This window comes from Shinella yambaruensis (assembly GCF_050859155.1).
Lineage (GTDB): Bacteria > Pseudomonadota > Alphaproteobacteria > Rhizobiales > Rhizobiaceae > Shinella > Shinella yambaruensis.
Genome location: NZ_CP150638.1, coordinates 357486 through 375300, shown reverse-complemented (window position 1 = coordinate 375300; position 17815 = coordinate 357486). Strand labels below are relative to the sequence as shown.

Annotated in this window: 19 protein-coding genes; 3 read left to right on the top strand and 16 right to left on the bottom strand. The window is 64.7% G+C overall.

Annotated elements, in window-relative coordinates:
* The first annotated feature begins 150 nt into the window (after positions 1-150).
* From WMC41_RS01890 to glf, 3 genes are read left to right on the top strand one after another with little or no spacing between them, the layout of a single operon-like run.
* Positions 151-2199: a glycosyl transferase gene (locus WMC41_RS01890; protein WP_432346866.1), complete on the top strand. Its 2049-nt coding sequence runs from the start codon at positions 151-153 to the stop codon at positions 2197-2199.
* A gap of 47 nt (positions 2200-2246) precedes the next feature.
* The gene (locus WMC41_RS01885; RefSeq protein WP_432346865.1) at positions 2247-3539 is read left to right on the top strand and encodes a hypothetical protein; all 1293 of its coding nucleotides are present in this window, start codon (positions 2247-2249) and stop codon (positions 3537-3539) included.
* Positions 3540-3551: 12 nt separating this feature from the next.
* Positions 3552-4709: a UDP-galactopyranose mutase gene (gene glf / locus WMC41_RS01880; RefSeq protein ID WP_432346864.1), complete on the top strand. Its 1158-nt coding sequence runs from the start codon at positions 3552-3554 to the stop codon at positions 4707-4709.
* Between the two features lie 78 nt (positions 4710-4787).
* On the opposite strand, the gene WMC41_RS01875 is transcribed toward glf, so the two are convergent.
* From WMC41_RS01875 to WMC41_RS01800, 16 genes are all read right to left on the bottom strand, one after another.
* Positions 4788-5984 carry a flagellin gene (locus tag WMC41_RS01875; RefSeq protein ID WP_432346863.1) on the bottom strand — a complete coding sequence of 399 codons (1197 nt, stop codon included), beginning with the start codon at positions 5982-5984 and terminating at the stop codon, positions 4788-4790.
* A gap of 329 nt (positions 5985-6313) precedes the next feature.
* Positions 6314-7501: a flagellin gene (locus tag WMC41_RS01870; protein WP_244767535.1), complete on the bottom strand. Its 1188-nt coding sequence runs from the start codon at positions 7499-7501 to the stop codon at positions 6314-6316.
* Between the two features lie 292 nt (positions 7502-7793).
* A complete protein-coding gene (gene fliP, locus WMC41_RS01865) occupies positions 7794-8540 on the bottom strand; it encodes a flagellar type III secretion system pore protein FliP (protein ID WP_244767534.1) in 747 nt (248 codons plus the stop codon).
* A complete protein-coding gene (locus WMC41_RS01860; protein ID WP_244767533.1) occupies positions 8537-9040 on the bottom strand; it encodes a flagellar basal body-associated FliL family protein in 504 nt (167 codons plus the stop codon). The genes fliP and WMC41_RS01860 overlap by 4 nt, the downstream gene beginning before the upstream one ends.
* A gap of 29 nt (positions 9041-9069) precedes the next feature.
* Positions 9070-9780, bottom strand: a complete 711-nt coding sequence (gene flgH / locus WMC41_RS01855) for a flagellar basal body L-ring protein FlgH (protein ID WP_244767532.1) — start codon at positions 9778-9780, stop codon at positions 9070-9072.
* Positions 9777-10325, bottom strand: a complete 549-nt coding sequence (locus WMC41_RS01850) for a MotE family protein (protein ID WP_244767531.1) — start codon at positions 10323-10325, stop codon at positions 9777-9779. The genes flgH and WMC41_RS01850 overlap by 4 nt, the downstream gene beginning before the upstream one ends.
* On the bottom strand, positions 10322-11434 hold the full coding sequence (locus WMC41_RS01845) for a flagellar basal body P-ring protein FlgI (protein ID WP_432348231.1): 1113 nt from the start codon (positions 11432-11434) through the stop codon (positions 10322-10324). The genes WMC41_RS01850 and WMC41_RS01845 overlap by 4 nt, the downstream gene beginning before the upstream one ends.
* Positions 11434-11943, bottom strand: a complete 510-nt coding sequence (flgA, locus tag WMC41_RS01840) for a flagellar basal body P-ring formation chaperone FlgA (RefSeq protein ID WP_244767530.1) — start codon at positions 11941-11943, stop codon at positions 11434-11436. The genes WMC41_RS01845 and flgA overlap by 1 nt, the downstream gene beginning before the upstream one ends.
* Before the next feature lie 19 nt (positions 11944-11962).
* Positions 11963-12745, bottom strand: a complete 783-nt coding sequence (gene flgG, locus WMC41_RS01835; protein WP_244767529.1) for a flagellar basal-body rod protein FlgG — start codon at positions 12743-12745, stop codon at positions 11963-11965.
* Positions 12746-12754: 9 nt separating this feature from the next.
* Complete coding sequence (locus tag WMC41_RS01830; RefSeq protein ID WP_244767528.1) at positions 12755-13093, bottom strand: flagellar hook-basal body complex protein FliE; 339 nt, start codon at positions 13091-13093, stop codon at positions 12755-12757.
* Entirely contained in the window at positions 13090-13509 is a 420-nt protein-coding gene (gene flgC, locus WMC41_RS01825; RefSeq protein ID WP_244767527.1) for a flagellar basal body rod protein FlgC, read from the bottom strand. Before flgC ends, WMC41_RS01830 begins: the two co-directional genes overlap by 4 nt.
* Positions 13510-13512: 3 nt before the next feature.
* Positions 13513-13896: a flagellar basal body rod protein FlgB gene (gene flgB / locus WMC41_RS01820; RefSeq protein WP_244767526.1), complete on the bottom strand. Its 384-nt coding sequence runs from the start codon at positions 13894-13896 to the stop codon at positions 13513-13515.
* Between the two features lie 315 nt (positions 13897-14211).
* On the bottom strand, positions 14212-14778 hold the full coding sequence (locus WMC41_RS01815; protein ID WP_244767525.1) for a flagellar protein: 567 nt from the start codon (positions 14776-14778) through the stop codon (positions 14212-14214).
* Positions 14775-16118, bottom strand: a complete 1344-nt coding sequence (gene fliI / locus WMC41_RS01810) for a flagellar protein export ATPase FliI (RefSeq protein ID WP_398430410.1) — start codon at positions 16116-16118, stop codon at positions 14775-14777. The genes WMC41_RS01815 and fliI overlap by 4 nt, the downstream gene beginning before the upstream one ends.
* 69 nt (positions 16119-16187) lie before the next feature.
* Complete coding sequence (gene flgF / locus WMC41_RS01805; RefSeq protein ID WP_244767523.1) at positions 16188-16913, bottom strand: flagellar basal-body rod protein FlgF; 726 nt, start codon at positions 16911-16913, stop codon at positions 16188-16190.
* Position 16914: 1 nt separating this feature from the next.
* Positions 16915-17694 carry a DUF1217 domain-containing protein gene (locus WMC41_RS01800; RefSeq protein WP_272804406.1) on the bottom strand — a complete coding sequence of 260 codons (780 nt, stop codon included), beginning with the start codon at positions 17692-17694 and terminating at the stop codon, positions 16915-16917.
* Positions 17695-17815 lie beyond the last annotated feature (121 nt).

Here is a 17815-nt window from a genome sequence, read left to right as displayed (position 1 = left end):
CCGCCCGGCGCTGCAATCCGCGGGACACGGCCGCCTTCCCTTCGCGCAAAACGACCAGCCCGACGCAAGTCAACTCCGATAGCAAGGCAGACGAGCTCCTTCCGAGCCGTTCAACAGCCCGGCCAGCAGGCCCCCTTGCCGCAGGATGTCATGACCGTCAGCACTCCCATTCTTGCCGATCCCGCCACGGCGTTCCTCAATCTGCTCGGGCGGGCCCGCAACCAGCAGCTCTCGCTGGCCGACCTGTTCCAGACGACGGAAAGCCTGACGGCGGCCGGAGCGACGGCACAGGCAGGCGAACTCTACAAGATCTGGATCGCCTTCAACGACAATAACCCGCTGCTGCATCTTGCCTATTTCAACTATGCGGTCTCGCTGTCGAAGGCCGGCGATGCTGCCGGCGCGCTGCACGCGCTTCGCGCCGCCGTGCGCATCAACCCGCAGTTCGGCCAGGCCCATATCAATCTCGGCAGGACGCTGGAGGATTGCGGCCTGACGGGCCAGGCCGTCCAGCAATGGCGCGTCTATGCCGATGCGACCGCCGACGTCACGCCGGACAGGATCAGCAACCGCCTGCTCAGCCTCCAGCATATCGGCCGCGTGCTGGAAGGCACCGGGCACCTGGAGGAGGCCGAAGCCGCCCTCTGGCAGGCCATGGAGCTGCAGCCGTCGCGCACCGAGGCGGCGCAGCACTGGATCTCGCTGCGCATGCGCCAGTGCAAATGGCCGGTCTTCACACCCTCCCTTCACGTCACGCCGCGCCATTTCATGGACGCGACCTCGTCCATGACGATCGCCTGCTATGCGGACGATCCCCTGTTCCACCTGGCCAAGGCCCATCGCTACTGCCGCACGAATGTCGGCCGACCGGCCGATCTTCAGGACTTCACGCGCAGTCCGGTGCGGCAGAAATCGGGGACCGGGCAGCGGCTGCGCGTCGGTTACGTCTCCTCGGACCTGCGCCAGCACGCCGTGGGCTTCGCGCTCAGCGAAGTGCTCGAACTGCATGACAAGACGAGCGTCGAGATCTTCGCCTATTATTGCGGCGATCCCGCACCGCTCGACCAGACGCAGGCCCGCATCAAGCTGGCGGTCGACCATTGGCGCGACATCGCCGCGCTCAGCGACATCGACGCCGCCCGCCAGATCGCCGCCGACGAGATCGACGTGCTCGTCGACGTCAACGGCTACACCAAGCATGCCCGCACCAAGATCTTCGCCTACCGGCCGGCGCCCGTGATCGTGAACTTCTGCGGCTATCCGGGCACCATGGCGAGCCCTTACCACCAGTACATGATCGCCGACGAACACATCGTGCCGGCGGAAAACGAGATCTACTACACCGAGAAGGTCCTGCGCATCGCCTGCAACCAGCCGGTGGACCGCAAGCGCGCGGTCTCGCCGCGCCCGACGCGCGCCAGCGTCGGCCTGCCGGAAAACGCCTTCGTCTTCGCAAGCTTCAACGGCATGCAGAAGATCACCGCGGCCTGCTTCGGCCGCTGGATGGCGATCCTGCTGGCAACGCCCGGCAGCGTGCTGTGGCTGCTCGCCGGCGACGACAGCGTCAACGAGCGCCTGAAGCAGATCGCGGGGCAGAACGGCGTTGCGCCGGAGCGCATCATCTTCGCCGGCAAGACGCAGAACCCCGACCATCTCGCCCGCATCGGCCTTGCCGATCTCTTCCTCGACACCTTCCCCTACGGCGCCCATTCCACCGCGGCCGATGCCATCACGCAGGGCCTGCCGGTATTGACCATCGCGGGCAAGAGCTTCGCCTCGCGCTTCTGCGCCAGCATCGTCGCGGCGGCCGGCATTCCCGAGATGATCTGCTCGGGCCCGGACGACTACGTGCACAAGGCCGTCGCCTTCGCCCGGAACCCGGCGAGCCTTGCGGCGGTGAAGCTCTCGCTCCAGCGCCAGCGCGAGACCTGTGCACTGCGCGACATGCCCGGCCTCGCCCGCCGGCTTGAGGAGCTCTACTGGCAGATGCAGGGCGATGCCGAACACGGCGAAACGCCCGTGCCCGACCTGCGCAACCTCGACGTCTATTACGAGGTCGGCGCCGAGCTTGCCGCTGCCGGCATCGAATTCGAGGAGGACGAGGCCTACCGGCAGCGCTATCGCGCAGCGCTTGCCAGCCTCGACGAACACGCCCCGCTCTCGCCCGACGCCCGCCTCTGGCCGGTGCCAGCCGCCTGACCGCCCGGCTCAACCCGCAACCCGAAGTTCTGAATGACGAGGACAGCATGACCCCCGTAATCCTGGTGACCTTTGCCGGACGGCAGAAGCGGATGGAAATCCTCACCCAATATGTCCGCCGGGCGATGGACCTCGGCATCATCGACGAGTGGCACATCTGGGACTTCACCCGCTCGGCCGAGGACCACGCCTGGGTGAGCCGGGAGTTCGGCCCGGTGCGCTACATGGGTGCGAAGGTGCCCTACCAGCCGGTCGGCAGCGTCTCGCACCAGGCCTCGTTCCGCACCAGCGCGCGCATAAGGCACGACCTGCACATCACCCTCACCCCGCACGACCGCCCGAACGAGCACTATGAATTCGTGGTCGGCGGCTGGAAGAACACCCATTCGGCGATGCGCAAGATCCCGCGCGAAAAGCTGCACAACCCCGAGCGCGGCGACGACACCAACCTGTGGAGCGCGCCGACGCCCGGCGTGCTCTCGCCCGGCCGAGCGAACGATGTCGTGCTGTCGCTCGACGCGGCCGGCGTGCCGACGCTGCGCGTCAACAACGTCACCATCGGCAGTTGGCCGGAACTCGACTTTTCCGCCGGCGCAAGCGTGCAGATGCGCGGCGGCTGGGGCGCGGATCTCGAGCTTTGCGACGCCGGTGCGGCCACGCGGCGCTATATCGGCAATCCGAACGAGCAGATGCCCTACTGGCAGGCCTACGACTACTACGCCACGCAGCTCGCGGCCTTTTCCGACGCGGTGTTCCTGAAATGCGACGACGACATCGTCTATCTCGACATCGACGAGCTGGACGGCTTCATCCAGTTCCGCCGGAACAATCCGCATTACTTCGTCGTCTCGGCCAATGTGGTGAACAACGGCGTCTGCGCCTATTTCCAGCAGGCGGCCGGTTCCATTCCGCCGGGCGTCGGCCATTTCGAGCTGCCGCCGGGCGGCTTCGGCGGCAGCCTCTGGGAGAGCGCCGAGCGGGCCGTGAAGCTGCACGACTTCTTCCTCGGCCAGGGCGGCAGGACCCTCGCCCTTCCCGCCAGGGTCGTCGACTGGACGGAGCGGCAGTCGATCAACTTCATCGCCTGGCTCGGCCGCGACCTCGTGCACATGGCCCTGCCCCAGGGCGACGACGAACACGCGCTGACCATCGGCGTTCCGACGCTCCTGCAACGGCCGACGGCGATCTATTCGGACTTCACCGTCAGCCACCTGAGCTTCGGCCCGCAGGAGCGCGGCTGGGATCCGAGCCCGCTTGTCGCCGCCTATGAGGCGCTCATGCGCGAGCGTCTCTTCCCGGCCGACGAGAAGCCGCAGCTCGCCCTGCGCGCAGCAGGCTGAGGATCGGAATCCATGCGGGCAAAGGAAAAAATCCTCATCGTCGGCGCCGGCCTTTCCGGCGCTGTCATCGGCCGTGCGCTTGCCGAGGCGGGCCATGCGATCGAGATCGTCGACACGCGGAACCATATCGGCGGCAACTGCCATACGGAGCGGGACGAGGCGACCGGCGTGATGGTGCATGTCTATGGGCCGCATATCTTCCACACCGACGACAAGGAAGTGTGGGACTATGTGAACGGCTTCATGACCTTCATGCCCTACAAGAACCGCGTGAAGGCGACGAGCGGCGGGCAGGTCTATTCGCTGCCGATCAACCTCCACACGATCAACCAGTTCTTCGGCAAGAGCTTTCGCCCGGACGAGGCGCGCGCCTTCCTGGACACGCAGGCGGACAAGACGATCACCGATCCGCAGACCTTCGAGGAACAGGCGCTGCGCTTCGTCGGTCGCGACCTCTACGAGGCCTTCTTCAAGGGCTATACGCAAAAGCAATGGGGCTGCTCGCCGACCGAGCTGCCGGCCTCGATCCTGAAGCGCCTGCCAGTGCGCTTCAACTACGAGGACAATTACTTCTTCCACAAATACCAGGGCATGCCGGAGACCGGCTATACCGAGATGATCGCGCGCATCCTCGATCATCCGAACATCACGGTCCGACTGGAAACCAGCTTCCGGCGCGGCGAGAAGGCAGGCTACAGCCATCTCTTCTATTCCGGCCCGCTCGACGGCTATTTCGATTACGAACTCGGCCGGCTCGGCTACCGCACGCTCGATTTCGAGCGCTTCACCTATGAGGGCGACTATCAGGGCTGCGCGGTGATGAACTACGGCGACGTCGCCGTCCCCTATACCCGCATCACCGAGCACAAGCATTTTTCGCCCTGGGAGGAGCCCGCGGGCTCGGTCTGCTACCGCGAATTCTCGCGCGCCTGCGGGCCGGACGACATCCCCTACTACCCGATCCGCCTCGTGGAGGAAAAGGCACAGCTCGCCGACTATGTCGCCCGCGCGGAGCAGGAGGCCGGCGTCACCTTCGTCGGCCGGCTCGGCACCTACCGCTACCTCGACATGGACGTGACGATCCGCGAGGCGCTCGACACCGCCCGGCTCTACCTTTCCCGCCGGGCAGAGAATGCGGCGATGGCCACCTTCCTGCACCCGCCGCTCTGAGGCGCCCGGACGAAACGAAAGAAGGCCCCGGTAAACCGGGGCCTTCCGAGAACCTTGAAAGATCCGGCCGTCTTCCGATCAACGGAAGAGCGTGAGGATGCTTTCCGAAGCCGAGTTGGCGATCGACAGCGACTGGATAGCGAGCTGCTGCTGGGTCTGCAATGCCTTCAGGCGGGTCGATTCTTCGTTCATGTCGGCATCGACCAGGCGGCCGACGCCCTTGTCGATGGATTCCGTCAGCTTCTTGACGAAATCTCCCTGCAGGTCGATGCGCATGGTGATCGAACCAAGGTCGGCAGCCGCGCTGGTCATCATCGTTAAGGCATCGTCGACCATCTGGATGAGATTGCCGAGCTGTTCGGCCGTCGTGATTGCCGTGATATCGAGATTGTCGACAGACTGTTCGACCGCAGTCGCCGCCAGAGCGGCCTGACCGCCGGGGATGTCGACCGCCCACAGGCCGGCGCTCGAGTCCGTGTAGACAACTTCCTGATCGGGAACCGTCGACTGGTCGACCGCCAGAACCCAGGTATTGTCCGCAACCTTGACGTAGTTGTCCGCACCGTCGTTGGCATAGCTGCCATCGAAGGTGGATGCGCCGAGACCCGACGCGATGATGTCATCCGTCGTGAACGACTTGACGGTTACCGGAGAGGTGACACCGCCGACATTGATGTTCAAGGTGGCGGAAGGACCGCTGATGTCCCTGACCTGATCGAGGATGCCCGTATCGCCGCCGGTGTCGAACAGAACCGTGGAGGTGCTGAGCTCGTAGTCGACCTTCTTGACCGAAACGTTGCCCGCTTCGTCGCGCACGAAGGAACCCACGATGCTCTTCATTTCGGAACCGGAAGCGGCCGTCAGGTCTGTCTGAAGCCAGTTTTCGCCCGAGAAGGAAGCCGCCTGGGAAATGCTGACAAGCTGGTCCTGGAGCTGGTCGATTTCTTCCTGGATCTTCGCCTTGTCGACGCCGTCTTCAGTCGCGGCAACGAGCTTGGCCTTGATTTCCTTGACGACTTCGATGGCGGACTCCATGCCGGCATAGGCGGTGTCGACCTTGGCGGCGCCGAGGCCGAGGGCGTCCTGAACGGCGGAAAGCGCCATGTTGTCGGAGCGCATCGTGGTGGCGATCGACCAGTAGGCAGCGTTGTCAGAGGCAGTGCCGACGCGCATGCCGGAGGAGACGCGTCCCTGCGTTTCTTCCATATTGGAGCCGATGGAGCGCAGGGTCTGGAGCGCGGACATGGCCGCGACGTTGGTGAGAATGCTCGTCATTAATTGGGTGCCCCTTGATTGGCTGAAAGAGAAGGGACATTCCGGTCACACCGGGGAAACAACGGTCGGCGTCATGCCTGCCAAGCTCCATCTTCCCCAGGAAGTCAGCCCGCCGCTTCGATGGCTTTAGCTAACGTGATCATGGTTAACGAACTGCTAAGCGGCGGAAAAATCGCTGCACCGGCCGCGCAATATCACAACCCTTGCGCGTGCGCGCGTAACACAGCAAGGTTAAGAAAAAACTAAAGCCGCGCCCCTTTCGGAAGCGCGGCTCAGTTGGGTCAGGCGTGCGGTCAGCCACCGCCCGCCCTTGTTCCCGGGATCCCGTATTAACGGAACAGCGACAGGACGTTCTGCGAAGCCGAGTTGGCGATCGACAGCGACTGGATGGCGAGCTGCTGCTGGGTCTGCAGTGCCTTCAGGCGGGTCGATTCCTCGTTCATGTCCGCATCGACCAGGCGACCGACGCCCTTGTCGATCGATTCGGTGAGCTTGGAGACGAACTCGGACTGCAGGTCGATGCGCGAAGAGATCGAACCGAGCGAGGCGGCAGCACTGGTCATGGTCGTCAGTGCATCGTCGACCATCTGGATGAGATTGCTGAGCTGTGCATCCGTCGTGATCGTCGTGATGTCGAGATTGTCGACCGACTGCTGGACCGCGGTGGCCGCCAGAGCGGCAGCGCCGCCAGCGATATCGACTGCCCAAAGGGCGCTGCTCGAGTCCGTGTAGGCAACTTCCTGATCGGGAACCGTCGACTGGTCGACCGCCAGAACCCAGGTGTTGTCCGCGACCTTGACGTAGCTCGCTGCACCGTCGTTGGCATAGTTGCCATCGAAGGCGGAGGCGCCAGCACCCGACGCGATGATGTCATCCGTCGTGAACGCCTTGACGGTTTCCGCGGTGGTGACGCCGCCGACGTTGATGTTCAGCGTGACGGAGGGGCCGCTGATGTCCCGGGTCTGATCGAGAATGCCCGTGTCGCCGCCGGTGTCGAACAGAACCGTGTTGGTGTCGAGGGTGTAGTCGATCTTCTTGACAGAGACATTGCCGCTGTCGTCGCGCACGAAGGAGCCGACGACGTTCTTGACCTGGGCGGTGGTGATGTCGGCCTTCAGCCAGTTTTCACCCGAGAAGGAGGCCGCGTCGCCGATCCCTCTCAGCTGATCCTGAAGCTGCTTGATTTCTTCCTGGACCTTCGCCTTGTCGACGCCGTCTTCGGTTGCCGTGACCAGCTTGGCCTTGATCTCCTTGACGACTTCGATGGCGGAGTCCATGCCGGAATAGGCCGTGTCGACCTTGGCGGCGCCGAGGCCGAGAGCGTCCTGGACGGCGGAGAGCGCCATGTTGTCGGAACGCATCGTGGTCGCGATCGACCAGTAGGCGGCGTTGTCAGACGCGTTACCGACGCGCAGACCCGAGGAAACGCGCGCCTGCGTATCTTCCATGCCGTTGTTGATGGAGCGCAGCGTCTGGAGAGCAGACATGGCGGCTGCGTTGGTGAGAATGCTCGTCATTATCGTTGTCCCTTTGAACATAATACTGGTGGGGGACATACCGGACTGGGAACTTACCGGTTACGGCGGTTCGGCATCATGCCAACTCGGTTTCTCCAGGGATCTGAAGGGATACCAAACCCGTCGTGTCTGAGCAAAACTCGCAGCCAATCCTTGCCAACTCCTTAAATGGGCAAAGTGCCTTCGAGCGATCGCGAAGTATGGTTAACCGCAGGTAAAATTTCACGATTGAGAAAATCCGAAGCTCTTGAGCAATGCCGGAATGGCCGCGTCGCGCCGCTGCCGCAATACCCTAGCTGAAGGAGCGCACCAGGCTGCCGACGAGCAGGTTCCAGCCGTCGATGAGCACGAAGAACAGGATCTTGAAGGGCAGCGAGATCGAGGTCGGCGGCAGCATCATCATGCCCATGGCCATAGTGATGGTGGCGACGATCATGTCGATGACGAGGAAGGGAAGGACGACGAGGAAGCCGATCTCGAAGCCGCGGCGGATTTCCGAGATCATGAAGGCCGGGATGACGACGCGCAGGTCCGCGACGTTGTTCTGCACGACCGTCTGGCCGCGCTCTTCCGCCAGCGAGATGAAGAGTTCGAGGTCCTTGTCCCGGGTATTGGCCACCATGAACTCGCGGAACGGCTCGGCGATGCGCCTGGCCGCTTCCGTCTCGTCGATCTGGTTGGCGATCAGCGGCTCGACGCCATTCTGCCAGGCCCGGTCGAAGGTGGGCGCCATGACGTAGAAGGTCATGAAGAGGGCGAGCGAGACGAGGATCATGTTCGACGGCGTCGTGGCAAGGCCCATGCCGGAACGAAGGATCGAGAAGGCGATGACGAAGCGCGGAAAGCTCGTCACCATGATGAGGATGCCGGGCGCCACCGACAGCACGGTGAGCAGCCCGAAGGTGCGGATGATCCAGGAGGCGACCGATCCGTCGACCTGGGCATTGAGCAAATCCCCCGGCAGCTGCAACTGCTGCTGGGCATAGGCCATGCCGGTCATCGCCATCATGGCGATGAAGGTCAGAAAGGCTCGAATCATTCGATCACAAAGGTCCGGAACATGACGTTGGTTACGCGCCCTTCGGACCTGAGGTCAACCCGCTCCTGCAGGTCTTCCCGGAGATATTGGAACCCGCGCGGGCCCTGCACCTGCTGGAGCGAGACCGTGCGCATATAGGCGAGGATGTCCTGGTGGATCTCCTCGGCGAGCTTGACGTCCGGCACGCCCTTGAACATCAGCGCGACTTCGAGACGGACACGGTTGTCCGAAGGATAGGCAAGGTTGCTGGTGATCGGATCGAGCAGCACGACGCCGTTCGCCTCGGTGGAGATATGCGGCACGACCTCGGCCGCCTCGCCTTCCGTGCCGCCCTCCGCCTTCACCACCTCTTCCGCCGGCTTTTCGGCGGGCGGCGGGGCGAGCATGTTGCCCAGGAACCAGCCGCCGCCGGCCGCCAGCAGCGTCAGCCCGGCAATAGCCGCGATGGTGATGACCAGCGTGGGCTTCTTCTTCTCGACGACCTCTTCTTCGTCCGCCATGTTCGTCTTCCCGTATTGTCAGGGCTGCGTCAGATCGGCGAGAGCAGGTCCACCGCCTGCTGGCCCCATGGCGGCTGCTGCACCTCGGTCAGGCGGCCGCGGCCGCCATAGGAGATGCGCGCCTCCGCGATGCGCTCGTAGGCGATCTGGTTGTCGGCGTCGACATCCTGCGGGCGCACGATGCCGGCGACGTTGAGGATGCGAAGCTCGTGGTTGACGCGCACTTCCTGCGAACCGCTGATCAGGAGGTTGCCGTTCTCGATGACGCCCGTCACCACGGCGGCAACGAGCAGGTTCAGCCGCTCGGAACGCTCCGTCGAGCCGTCGCCCTTGGTGCTGGTCGAGGAGCCGTAGTTGAGGTCGGCTTCCGTATCGACCTTGAAGTTGTTGCCCGAGCCGCCGAAGCCGAAATTCATGCCGCTCTTGTTGGTGCGCGAGCGGTCGGTCTTGTTGTCGAAGCTCGCCCGGTCGTTGACGCGGATGTTGACCGTTAGGATATCGCCGACCTTGAAGGCGCGCGAATCCTTGAAGAGCGCCGACTGCTGGTCGCTCCAGATCGAATAGCCGGCAACCGCCGTGCGCGGCTGCTTGGGATACATCGCCATCTGCGGCGTTTCCGCATAGTTGAGGCCGCTGCCGATCGGGCTCATCGCAGGCGCGCGGCCGATCTCGTTGATGGCCTGGCTCGTGCAGCCCGAAAGCGCCAGCGCGACGGCGAGTGCGGAGGCGGTCTTCTTCATGACGGGTCCTTTGACTTTGACGTATTCGGATCGCCCACGATGGCGATGAGCCGCGTGAGCAGCGCGGCCTTGTCGGCCGGCATTTCCGCCAGGATCGTGCTCGACTGGCGCGGCGGCAGCTTCATGACGATCGCCGAGGCGATCTCCGGGTTGATCTCGGCAAGCTGCGCGGCCGCCGCATCGGGCTTCATCTTGCGATAGATCTCGACGAGCCCCGCCTCGGCCGTCTTGAGGAAGTTGTTGCGGCGGTTGAGCCAGTCCTCGTATTCGGCGCGGCGGGTCTCCAGCGTCTTGATGCGTGCGTCGATATCCTTCTGGAGGCTTTCCAGCTCCTGCTTCTGGAGGAGATAGCGCTGGTCGCGCGCCGCGTCCGCGATATTGGTGCAGAATTCGCGGATCTCGTCGGCGGTCGCCTTGGTCGTCATGATGACCGGGCGTTCCTCGGCGAAGGCGCCGGGAATGGCCATCAGCACGAAGCCGGCGATCGGCAGCGCGAGCTTGCGCGCCAGCGTCCTGACGGCGATGAGGGTCGTGACTGTCGTCATTGCAGCACCAGTTCTGCCTGGAGGGCGCCTGCGGTCTTGATGCTCTGCAGGATGGAGATGATGCCATCCGGCTTGACGCCGATGCTGTTGAGACCGGTGACCAGCGAGCGCAGGCTCGATCCGTCGAGCAGGGCGACGGTGCCGCCATCCTGCTGGACGAGGATGTCCGTGTTCGGCTCGACCGCCGTCACGCCCTTGGAGAACGGTTCGGGCTGTATGACCTTGGGCATTTCGTTGATCTGCACGGTGAGCGTTCCGTAGCTGACGGCGACGGGCGAGATGCGCACGTCCTGGCCGATGACGATCGTCCCCGTGCGCTCGTTGACGACGACGCGCGCGGGCGCATCGGTCTCGATGACGAGGTTCTCGATATCGGCCATCAGGCGGGCAAGGTCGGCCGCCTTCGGCTTGGCGATGTAGACCGACTGCGAATCGCGCGATTCGGCGATCGCCCCGCCGTACTGCGCGGACGCGTAGCGGTTGATCGCGTCCGCCATGCCGACGGAGGTGGAAAAGTCGGGATTGCGCAGTTGCAGCACCAGGTCGGAGGAATCCTTGAAGCGCGAGGGCAATTCCCGCTCGATGATGGCGCCGTTCGGCACGCGGCCGGCGGTGGTGATGCCCTGCTGCACGGTCGCCGCCTCGCCGCCGGCGCTGACGCCGGTGACGACGATCGAGCCCTGCGCGACCGCGTAGATCTGGCCGTCGGCGCCCGAGAGCGAGGTCATGACGAGCGTGCCGCCGCGCAGCGACGAGGCATCGCCGAGCGAACCGACGGTCACGTCGATGCGGCTGCCGGGGCTGGCGAAGGGCGGCAGGTTGGCGGTGACGAGCACGGCCGCGATGTTCTTGGCGCGCGTCTGCGTGCCCACCATGGAGATGCCGAGATTCTGCAGCATCGCCCGCATGGACTGCTCGGTGAAGGGCGAGGAACGCATGCTGTCGCCCGTGCCCTGGAGGCCGACGACGAGGCCGTAGCCGATCAGCTGGTTGTCGCGGCCGGCCTGCAGCGAGGCGACGTCCTTGATGCGGGCCGCCGGCAGCGCCGGTCCGGCCGCCAGCACGAGGCAGGCGAGAACGGCAAGGGCGCGGGAGAGGAAGTCACGCATCATTTCGCCACCACATGCACGGTTCCGTCGGCCATGACCGTGCCGGAGACGATCACGCCCGTGTCCTTGTTGCGGATCCGGATGAGTTCGCCGACGGCGGCATCCTGCAGAGGCGTGCCGCTGGCGCGGATGACGAGTGAACCGTTGTCGAAGACCATCTGCACGGTGGAACCGCGGTTCACGAGGAAGGGCTCGCGCAGGGCCGAGACGAGGATGACGCGGCCGGGCAGCAGGGTGCGCTTGGTGACGAGCCCGCTGACGTCGGAAATGCTTTCGGCAAATCCCTTGACGATGTTCGGGTTGGTCACCTCGACCACTTCGAGCTGCCCCGCCTGGATCTCCTCGCCGGGATAGATGATGCGCTTGGGCACGACGGCGGTGCGCATATCGGCCAGAGCCGCGTCGGCCACGAGAAGACCGGCAAGCGCGGCAGGCGCGACGAGGGCCGCGCGCCACCGGGCTGACAGGGTCTTTCCATTCCGAAGTGCTGCTTTCAGGCGAAACATCATGTTCCCCGCATGTTGGTTTCTATCTCAGGTTCTTGCTGACCACGGCCGCCATTTCGTCCGCCGCCTGGATGATCTTGGAGTTCATCTCATAGGCGCGCTGGGCGGAGATCAGGTCGGTGATTTCCTTGACCGGATCGACGTTCGACGCCTCGAGGTAGTTCTGCTGGATATAGGCGAAGCCCGCCTCGTCCGGCGCGCCGACATTGGCCGGGCCCGAGGCCGCGGTCTCGCGGAAGAGGTTTTCGCCGAGCGGCTCCAGGCCGGCCTCGTTGACGAAGTTCGCCAGCGTGATCTGGCCGAGTTCCTGCTGCTGGCCGCCGACGGTCGCATAGACCTGGCCGGACTTGCTGACCGTGATCTCCGTCGCATCCTGCGGCACGTTGATGCCCGGCACGACGGTGTAGCCGTCGAGCGTCACGAGCTGGCCTTCGGCATTCGTGTTGAAGGCGCCGGCTCGGGTGTAGAGCGTGGAGCCGTCCGCCGCCTCGATCTGGAACCAGCCACGGCCGATGAGCGCGAGGTCGAAGGAGTTGCCGGTGCTCGTCAGGCCGCCCTGGAGATGCAGGTTGCGGATGGCGGCCGTCTTCACGCCGAGGCCGATGATGGCCCCCTCCGGCACGACCGCCTGGTTGGCGCGGTTCGGCACGCCGGCGGCGCGCTCGGTCTGGTAGAGCAGGTCCGAGAATTCGGCGCGGGCGCGCTTGAAGCCGGTCGTGTTGATGTTCGCGATGTTGTTCGCGATGACTTCAAGGTTGGTCTGCTGCGCGTTCATGCCGGTGGCGGCGATGGCAAGGGCTTTCATGTCCGGTCCTCAGATCTGCATTCTTGCGACTTCAAGATAGGCGGTGACGATCTTGTCGCGTATGGCGATGGCGGTCTGCAGCGTCTGCTCGGCGCTCATGACGGCATCGACGACTTCGCGGGTCGTCGCCTTGCCCTGGATGGCTTCGAAGGATTTGGTCTCGCTGAGCTTCAGCCTGTCCACCATGTCCGTCGCCACGTCGCCCATCACCTGGGCGAAGCTCATCTGGGTTCCCGTGCCCTGCACGGCCGCAGCGGAGGCGGAAACCGAATTGGACGTCTCGGTGGTGACGCCCGAGAGGGCGTTGGTGGAGAAGAGCGAATTGACGCCCTTTACGCTTTCGATCATTGCGAGGCCCTCAGGAGATCGATGGTCGCGCTGATCAGGTCGCGCGACTGCTTGATGCTCTGCAGGTTGGCTTCATAGGAGCGGTTGGCTTCCCGCATGTCGGCCATTTCCACCAGCATGTTGACGTTCGGCATCTTGACGATGCCGTCGGCATTCGCCGCCGGGTTGCCGGGGTCGTATTCCGTCGCGAACTCGCCTTCGTCGAAGCCGAGGCGCTCGACCTCGACGAGCGACGCGCCGCTCACCCGGTCAAGCTCGGCCGCGAAGGTCACGGTCTTGCGGCGGAAAGGATCGGCACCGGGGGTGTCGCCTGTCGAGCGGGCGTTCGCCAGGTTTTCCGAAACGATGCGGATACGGGTGGACTGTGCTTCCAGACCCGAGGCCGCGACTTTCATTGAAGCAATGAGCGGATCCATTTCTTACCTTCTGACTGTCATCAGCATCATGCGATGAAAGGCCTTGACGAGGCCGGCATTCAACTCGAACTCCCGCTTGACCTGGCCCTCCTTCATGAGCTCCTCGGCAAGGCCGACCGTGTTGCCGGACTCCTGCACGCCGATCCCGTCGGTGGGTTTTGTCTCGACGACGCGGCTCGCCATTTCGCCGCCATCGGTGAGATGGCCCGGCTGCGTCGCCGCCATGCGGATGCCCGTCGTTTCGAGCACCGCCTGAAAGGGGGTGACGTCCTTCGCCCTGAATCCGGGGGTGTTTGCGTTGGCGATGTTGCCTGCAACCACACTCTGGCGGACGGATAGCCATTCGGCTTGTTTCGAGGCCAGTTCAAACAGTTGTATCGGTTGCATGACAAGCTCCATCCTTGTTCACGGCGAACCTACGGAGCCAATCTTGCGTCAGACTTGCTGCGCGGCGGTTTGTCTGCAACCGGCTGGATTTGCAAGGGAATAAGTGTCGGCGGCTTTGGCAGGGCACGGGGACTGGTCCCTCATCCGGCCTGTCGGCCACCTTCTCCCCGCAAGCGGGGCGAAGGGATATGCCGCGCCGGCTTCTCCGGCCAGTACGGTTTCGTGAGGCAGGTCCCCTCTCCCCGCCTGCGGAGAGAGGGTTAGGGTGAGGGGCACGCCACAAGCGAGCGCCATGCCTTTGGGGTCTTGCCCCGATCAGTTACGCTTGATGATGTCGCCGTTCGAGGTGACGATGACCCAGGCGCCGTCGCGCTGCTCGAGGGTCGCAAGGCGGCTGTTGTCCGGCAGGATCGAGCCGACGCGCACGATATACATGCCGGTGGCATCCTCGATCAGCGCCCGGCCGTTGGCCACATGCATCAGCCGGAAGCCGGACGAGGCCGGCAGCGGCTGGTCGAGGCCGGTTTCGACCGGCGCGCCGAGTGACTTCTCCTTCTCGCCGACGCTGGGCGCGGTGGCGGTCGAAACGGGGTCGAGGCTTTCGAGCCCCGGATCGTTGTCGTCGTCCACCATGGCGGCGGGCGAAACGCTCATCACGTCCTTGGCCGCCGTTTCCGGCAGGTCGCGGGTCGTGCCTTCCCACAGCGCCGGCACGGAGAACTTTTCCGGGTTCAGGAAGACATACCATGGGAAGAAGGCGGCCATGGCGGCGAGCAGCACGCCCGTGCCCACCAGCAGCTTGTCGCCCGTCGAATAACGCCCGCTGTTCGAGCGCTTCATCGGCTGAATGGCCTGGTCCGCATCGAAATCCGTCACTGTCATCCCCTTCTCGTTGCCGGCGCACCGCCCTGCCCGGCCGCGTTCTTCAGCGCCATGGCAAGATCGGAGAATGCATCGCCGGCGGGCGGTTCGCCCGGCGTCTGTTTCAGAACCTCATAGATGATCGGCACCTGCTTGATCGCCATGTCGAGGTCGGGATCGGCACCCGGGCGATAGCCGCCGATGAGGCGCAGGTCCCGTGTTTCCTCGAAGCGGTGGATGAGGGCCTTCAGCCGCGCCACCAGCCGCTCCTGATCCGGCGTCCAGGCCTTGCGGGCAAGGCGCGAGATGGAGGCAAGCGGGTTGATCGGCGGATACCGCCCCTCTTCGGCGAGGCTGCGCTCCAGCACGATATGACCGTCGAGGATGCCGCGCGTCGAGTCGGCGATCGGGTCGTTGTGGTTGTCGCCGTCGACGAGGATCGAGATGATCGCCGTGATCGTGCCTGCCCCTTCGGCGCCCGGCCCCGCGCGCTCCAGGAGACGCGGCAGCTCGGTGAAGACGGAGGCCGGATAGCCGCGGGCGATCGGCGGCTCGCCGGAGGCGGTCGCCACCTCGCGGATGGCATGGGCAAAACGCGTCACGCTGTCGATGATCAGCAGCACGTTGTCGCCCTGGTCGCGGTAGTGCTCGGCGATCGTCACGGCGGTCAGCGGCGCCATCTTGCGCAGCATCGGGCTTTCGTCGCTGGTCGCGACGACGGCGACCGACTTTGCGAGGTTGTCGCCGAGCGTATCCTCGATGAATTCACGCACTTCACGGCCGCGCTCGCCGACGAGCGCGATCACCACCTTGTCGAACGCATCGGCCCGCGCCAGCATGGAAAGCAGCGTCGACTTGCCGACGCCCGAACCGGCGAAGATGCCGAGGCGCTGGCCAAGGCAGAGCGGCGCGAAGATATCGACCGCGCGCACGCCGGTGGAAAAGCCCGTCTCGACACGCTTGCGCGTCATCGAGGGCGGGGCGGAATTGGAGATCGAGCGGCGCACGCCGCCCTGCACGAGCGGGCCGCGCCCGTCGATCGGTTCGCCGAGCGCGTTGATCGTGCGGCCGCACCAGGCCGATGTCGGCGCCACGCGGAAGGCGCCCTTGCGGATGACCACGTCGTGGATGCCGATCGGCTCGCCCGGCTCGATCGGGCAGACGACGACGGTGTCCGGCTCGACGCGGACGACCTCGCCGAGGTGGATGCCGGTCGGGCTGCGATGCGCCACGAACTCGCCGAGCCGCACATGGCGCGACAGGCCGCTCACCGTATAGTTCCCGGCCGCGATGGTCTGGACATGACCGCCATGCGCCACGGAGAACTCCGGCGAGGAATAACGTTTGACGAGGCCTGCCATCGCGCGCAGCTTGCCGCCAGCCCTGCCCGTTTCGTTGCCCATGCCGCCCTGTGCCGAACTCATGGGCGCTTACCGGTTTCCGCCGAAGGTGCGGATGGCTTCCTTCAGCGACTCCTCGCTGTCGCGCATCAGCGAAGCGACGCTCTCGAAGGCGCGCGTGACCTGGATCAGCTGCGTCATCTCGCTGATGGCGTTGACGTTGGATTCCTCGATGTAGCCCTGCACCACGCCCGCATCGACGCGGTCGACGACCGGCTCCGGCGGGACATTGGTGATGATGCCGCTGTTGCCGGCGCGCATGAAGCCGCCGGACAGATCGGCCTGGAACAGGCCGAGCGCGGCGACGGGCTGGCCGTTCTGGTTGAGCTGGCCGTCGGCGCTGAGCAGGATCGGACCGTTGGCGAGATCGAGCTGGATCGGCCCGCCGCCGGCGTCGAGCACGGGATAGCCGTTGAGGGAGACCAGCTCGCCGGCATCGGTCACCGTGAAGCGGCCGTCACGCGTCAGCGTCGGGCCGGACGGCGTCTCCACCTGGAACCAGGCGTCGCCCTTGATGGCGAAATCGAGCGTGCCGCCGGTCTCGGTCATGCCGCCGCTGCGGGTGGACAGGAACTCGTTGCCCGGCGACACGAAGGCGACGTCGGCGACCTTCTGGTCGCTGACCACCTGATTGAACTTCACCTCCGCGGCGCGGAAGCCGACCGTCGTCGAATTCGCGACGTTGTCGGCCAGCGTCGTCAGGCGGCGGTCGAGCGCAAGCTGGGACGAAAGCGATACATAGAGCCCGGTCTGCATGTCAGCGACCTCCGAGTTTCAGATTGTTGATGGAAATGAGCAGGTCCGTCGAAATGCCGGTGAGGCTCGACGGCTGGAAGACGGTCATCGGATCGTAGCTGCCGGACGGGTTCTCCAGCTCCCACATGGCGGTGAAGCGCTCGAGGAACTTGCCGACCTTCGAGGTATCCTTGAAGTCGTCGAGGTTGAGCACGTCCGCGTAGAATTCCGCCTGCCGGTCGATATCGGTGGCGGCAAATTCCGCGGGAAGCTGCAGCGCGGTGCGCACGACCTGCGCCAGCGCGTCGTCGGCGATGATCGAATAGCCCGAGGTGATGGAGGGCGCCATGCGCTCGAAATAGAGCGCGAGGCGCACGCCGGTATTGTCCTCGCCGGCACTGACCTCCAGCGTCTGGCGGGTGTATTTGTCGACGACGCCCTTCTGGGCGCGCTCGAAGGTGGTGGCGACCTCGCCGTGCCTGGCGAAGTTCAGCGATTCCGCCAGTTCCTTGTAGCGCGTATCGGAAAGCTGGTTGGCGAAGGCCGCCTTGTCGTCCACGCCCTCGGTCAGCACCTTGCGCATGAAGGCCTTGGCATAGGCCATGTCCTCCAGGCCGTGCGCCTTCATCGCGTAGTTGTAGAGCCTGCTGTCGGCGAAGAAGTCGTCGATCGATTTCACGCTGCCGATCCTGGCGAGGTAGTATTCCGTCTCGCGCTTGACGTCCGGCTGCTCCGAAACGCGCTTCAGCGACGTCTGGAGGTCCGCGGTAATCAGCTTGTAGCTCGTATAGGTGGTCGTCACGATGGGCCGCCGATCAAGGTTCGGGAGGGCATGAATGCCCGTTTTGAACCATGATCCTCGCGGCTTTTGCTTGCGCGAACCTGATCGGTGAACCTGCCGTTAGGTACAGCTTCACGCAAGG

What these genes read in the sequence shown, in the direction of transcription:
- WMC41_RS01890 (WP_432346866.1), top strand. Translation starts at nt 151, where the DNA reads ATGACCGTCAGCACTCCCATTCTTGCCGATCCCGCCACGGCGTTCCTC.
- WMC41_RS01830 (WP_244767528.1), bottom strand. Translation starts at nt 13,093, where the DNA reads ATGATCGAAAGCGTAAAGGGCGTCAATTCGCTCTTCTCCACCAACGCC.
- WMC41_RS01875 (WP_432346863.1), bottom strand. Translation starts at nt 5,984, where the DNA reads ATGACGAGCATTCTCACCAACGTCGCGGCCATGTCCGCGCTCCAGACC.
- WMC41_RS01870 (WP_244767535.1), bottom strand. Translation starts at nt 7,501, where the DNA reads ATGACGAGCATTCTCACCAACGCAGCCGCCATGTCTGCTCTCCAGACG.
- WMC41_RS01850 (WP_244767531.1), bottom strand. Translation starts at nt 10,325, where the DNA reads ATGACGACAGTCACGACCCTCATCGCCGTCAGGACGCTGGCGCGCAAG.
- WMC41_RS01815 (WP_244767525.1), bottom strand. Translation starts at nt 14,778, where the DNA reads ATGACAGTGACGGATTTCGATGCGGACCAGGCCATTCAGCCGATGAAG.
- WMC41_RS01885 (WP_432346865.1), top strand. Translation starts at nt 2,247, where the DNA reads ATGACCCCCGTAATCCTGGTGACCTTTGCCGGACGGCAGAAGCGGATG.
- flgC (WP_244767527.1), bottom strand. Translation starts at nt 13,509, where the DNA reads ATGGATCCGCTCATTGCTTCAATGAAAGTCGCGGCCTCGGGTCTGGAA.
- flgG (WP_244767529.1), bottom strand. Translation starts at nt 12,745, where the DNA reads ATGAAAGCCCTTGCCATCGCCGCCACCGGCATGAACGCGCAGCAGACC.
- flgA (WP_244767530.1), bottom strand. Translation starts at nt 11,943, where the DNA reads ATGATGTTTCGCCTGAAAGCAGCACTTCGGAATGGAAAGACCCTGTCA.
- WMC41_RS01860 (WP_244767533.1), bottom strand. Translation starts at nt 9,040, where the DNA reads ATGGCGGACGAAGAAGAGGTCGTCGAGAAGAAGAAGCCCACGCTGGTC.
- flgB (WP_244767526.1), bottom strand. Translation starts at nt 13,896, where the DNA reads ATGCAACCGATACAACTGTTTGAACTGGCCTCGAAACAAGCCGAATGG.
- flgH (WP_244767532.1), bottom strand. Translation starts at nt 9,780, where the DNA reads ATGAAGAAGACCGCCTCCGCACTCGCCGTCGCGCTGGCGCTTTCGGGC.
- flgF (WP_244767523.1), bottom strand. Translation starts at nt 16,913, where the DNA reads ATGCAGACCGGGCTCTATGTATCGCTTTCGTCCCAGCTTGCGCTCGAC.
- glf (WP_432346864.1), top strand. Translation starts at nt 3,552, where the DNA reads ATGCGGGCAAAGGAAAAAATCCTCATCGTCGGCGCCGGCCTTTCCGGC.
- fliP (WP_244767534.1), bottom strand. Translation starts at nt 8,540, where the DNA reads ATGATTCGAGCCTTTCTGACCTTCATCGCCATGATGGCGATGACCGGC.
- WMC41_RS01845 (WP_432348231.1), bottom strand. Translation starts at nt 11,434, where the DNA reads ATGCGTGACTTCCTCTCCCGCGCCCTTGCCGTTCTCGCCTGCCTCGTG.
- fliI (WP_398430410.1), bottom strand. Translation starts at nt 16,118, where the DNA reads ATGGCAGGCCTCGTCAAACGTTATTCCTCGCCGGAGTTCTCCGTGGCG.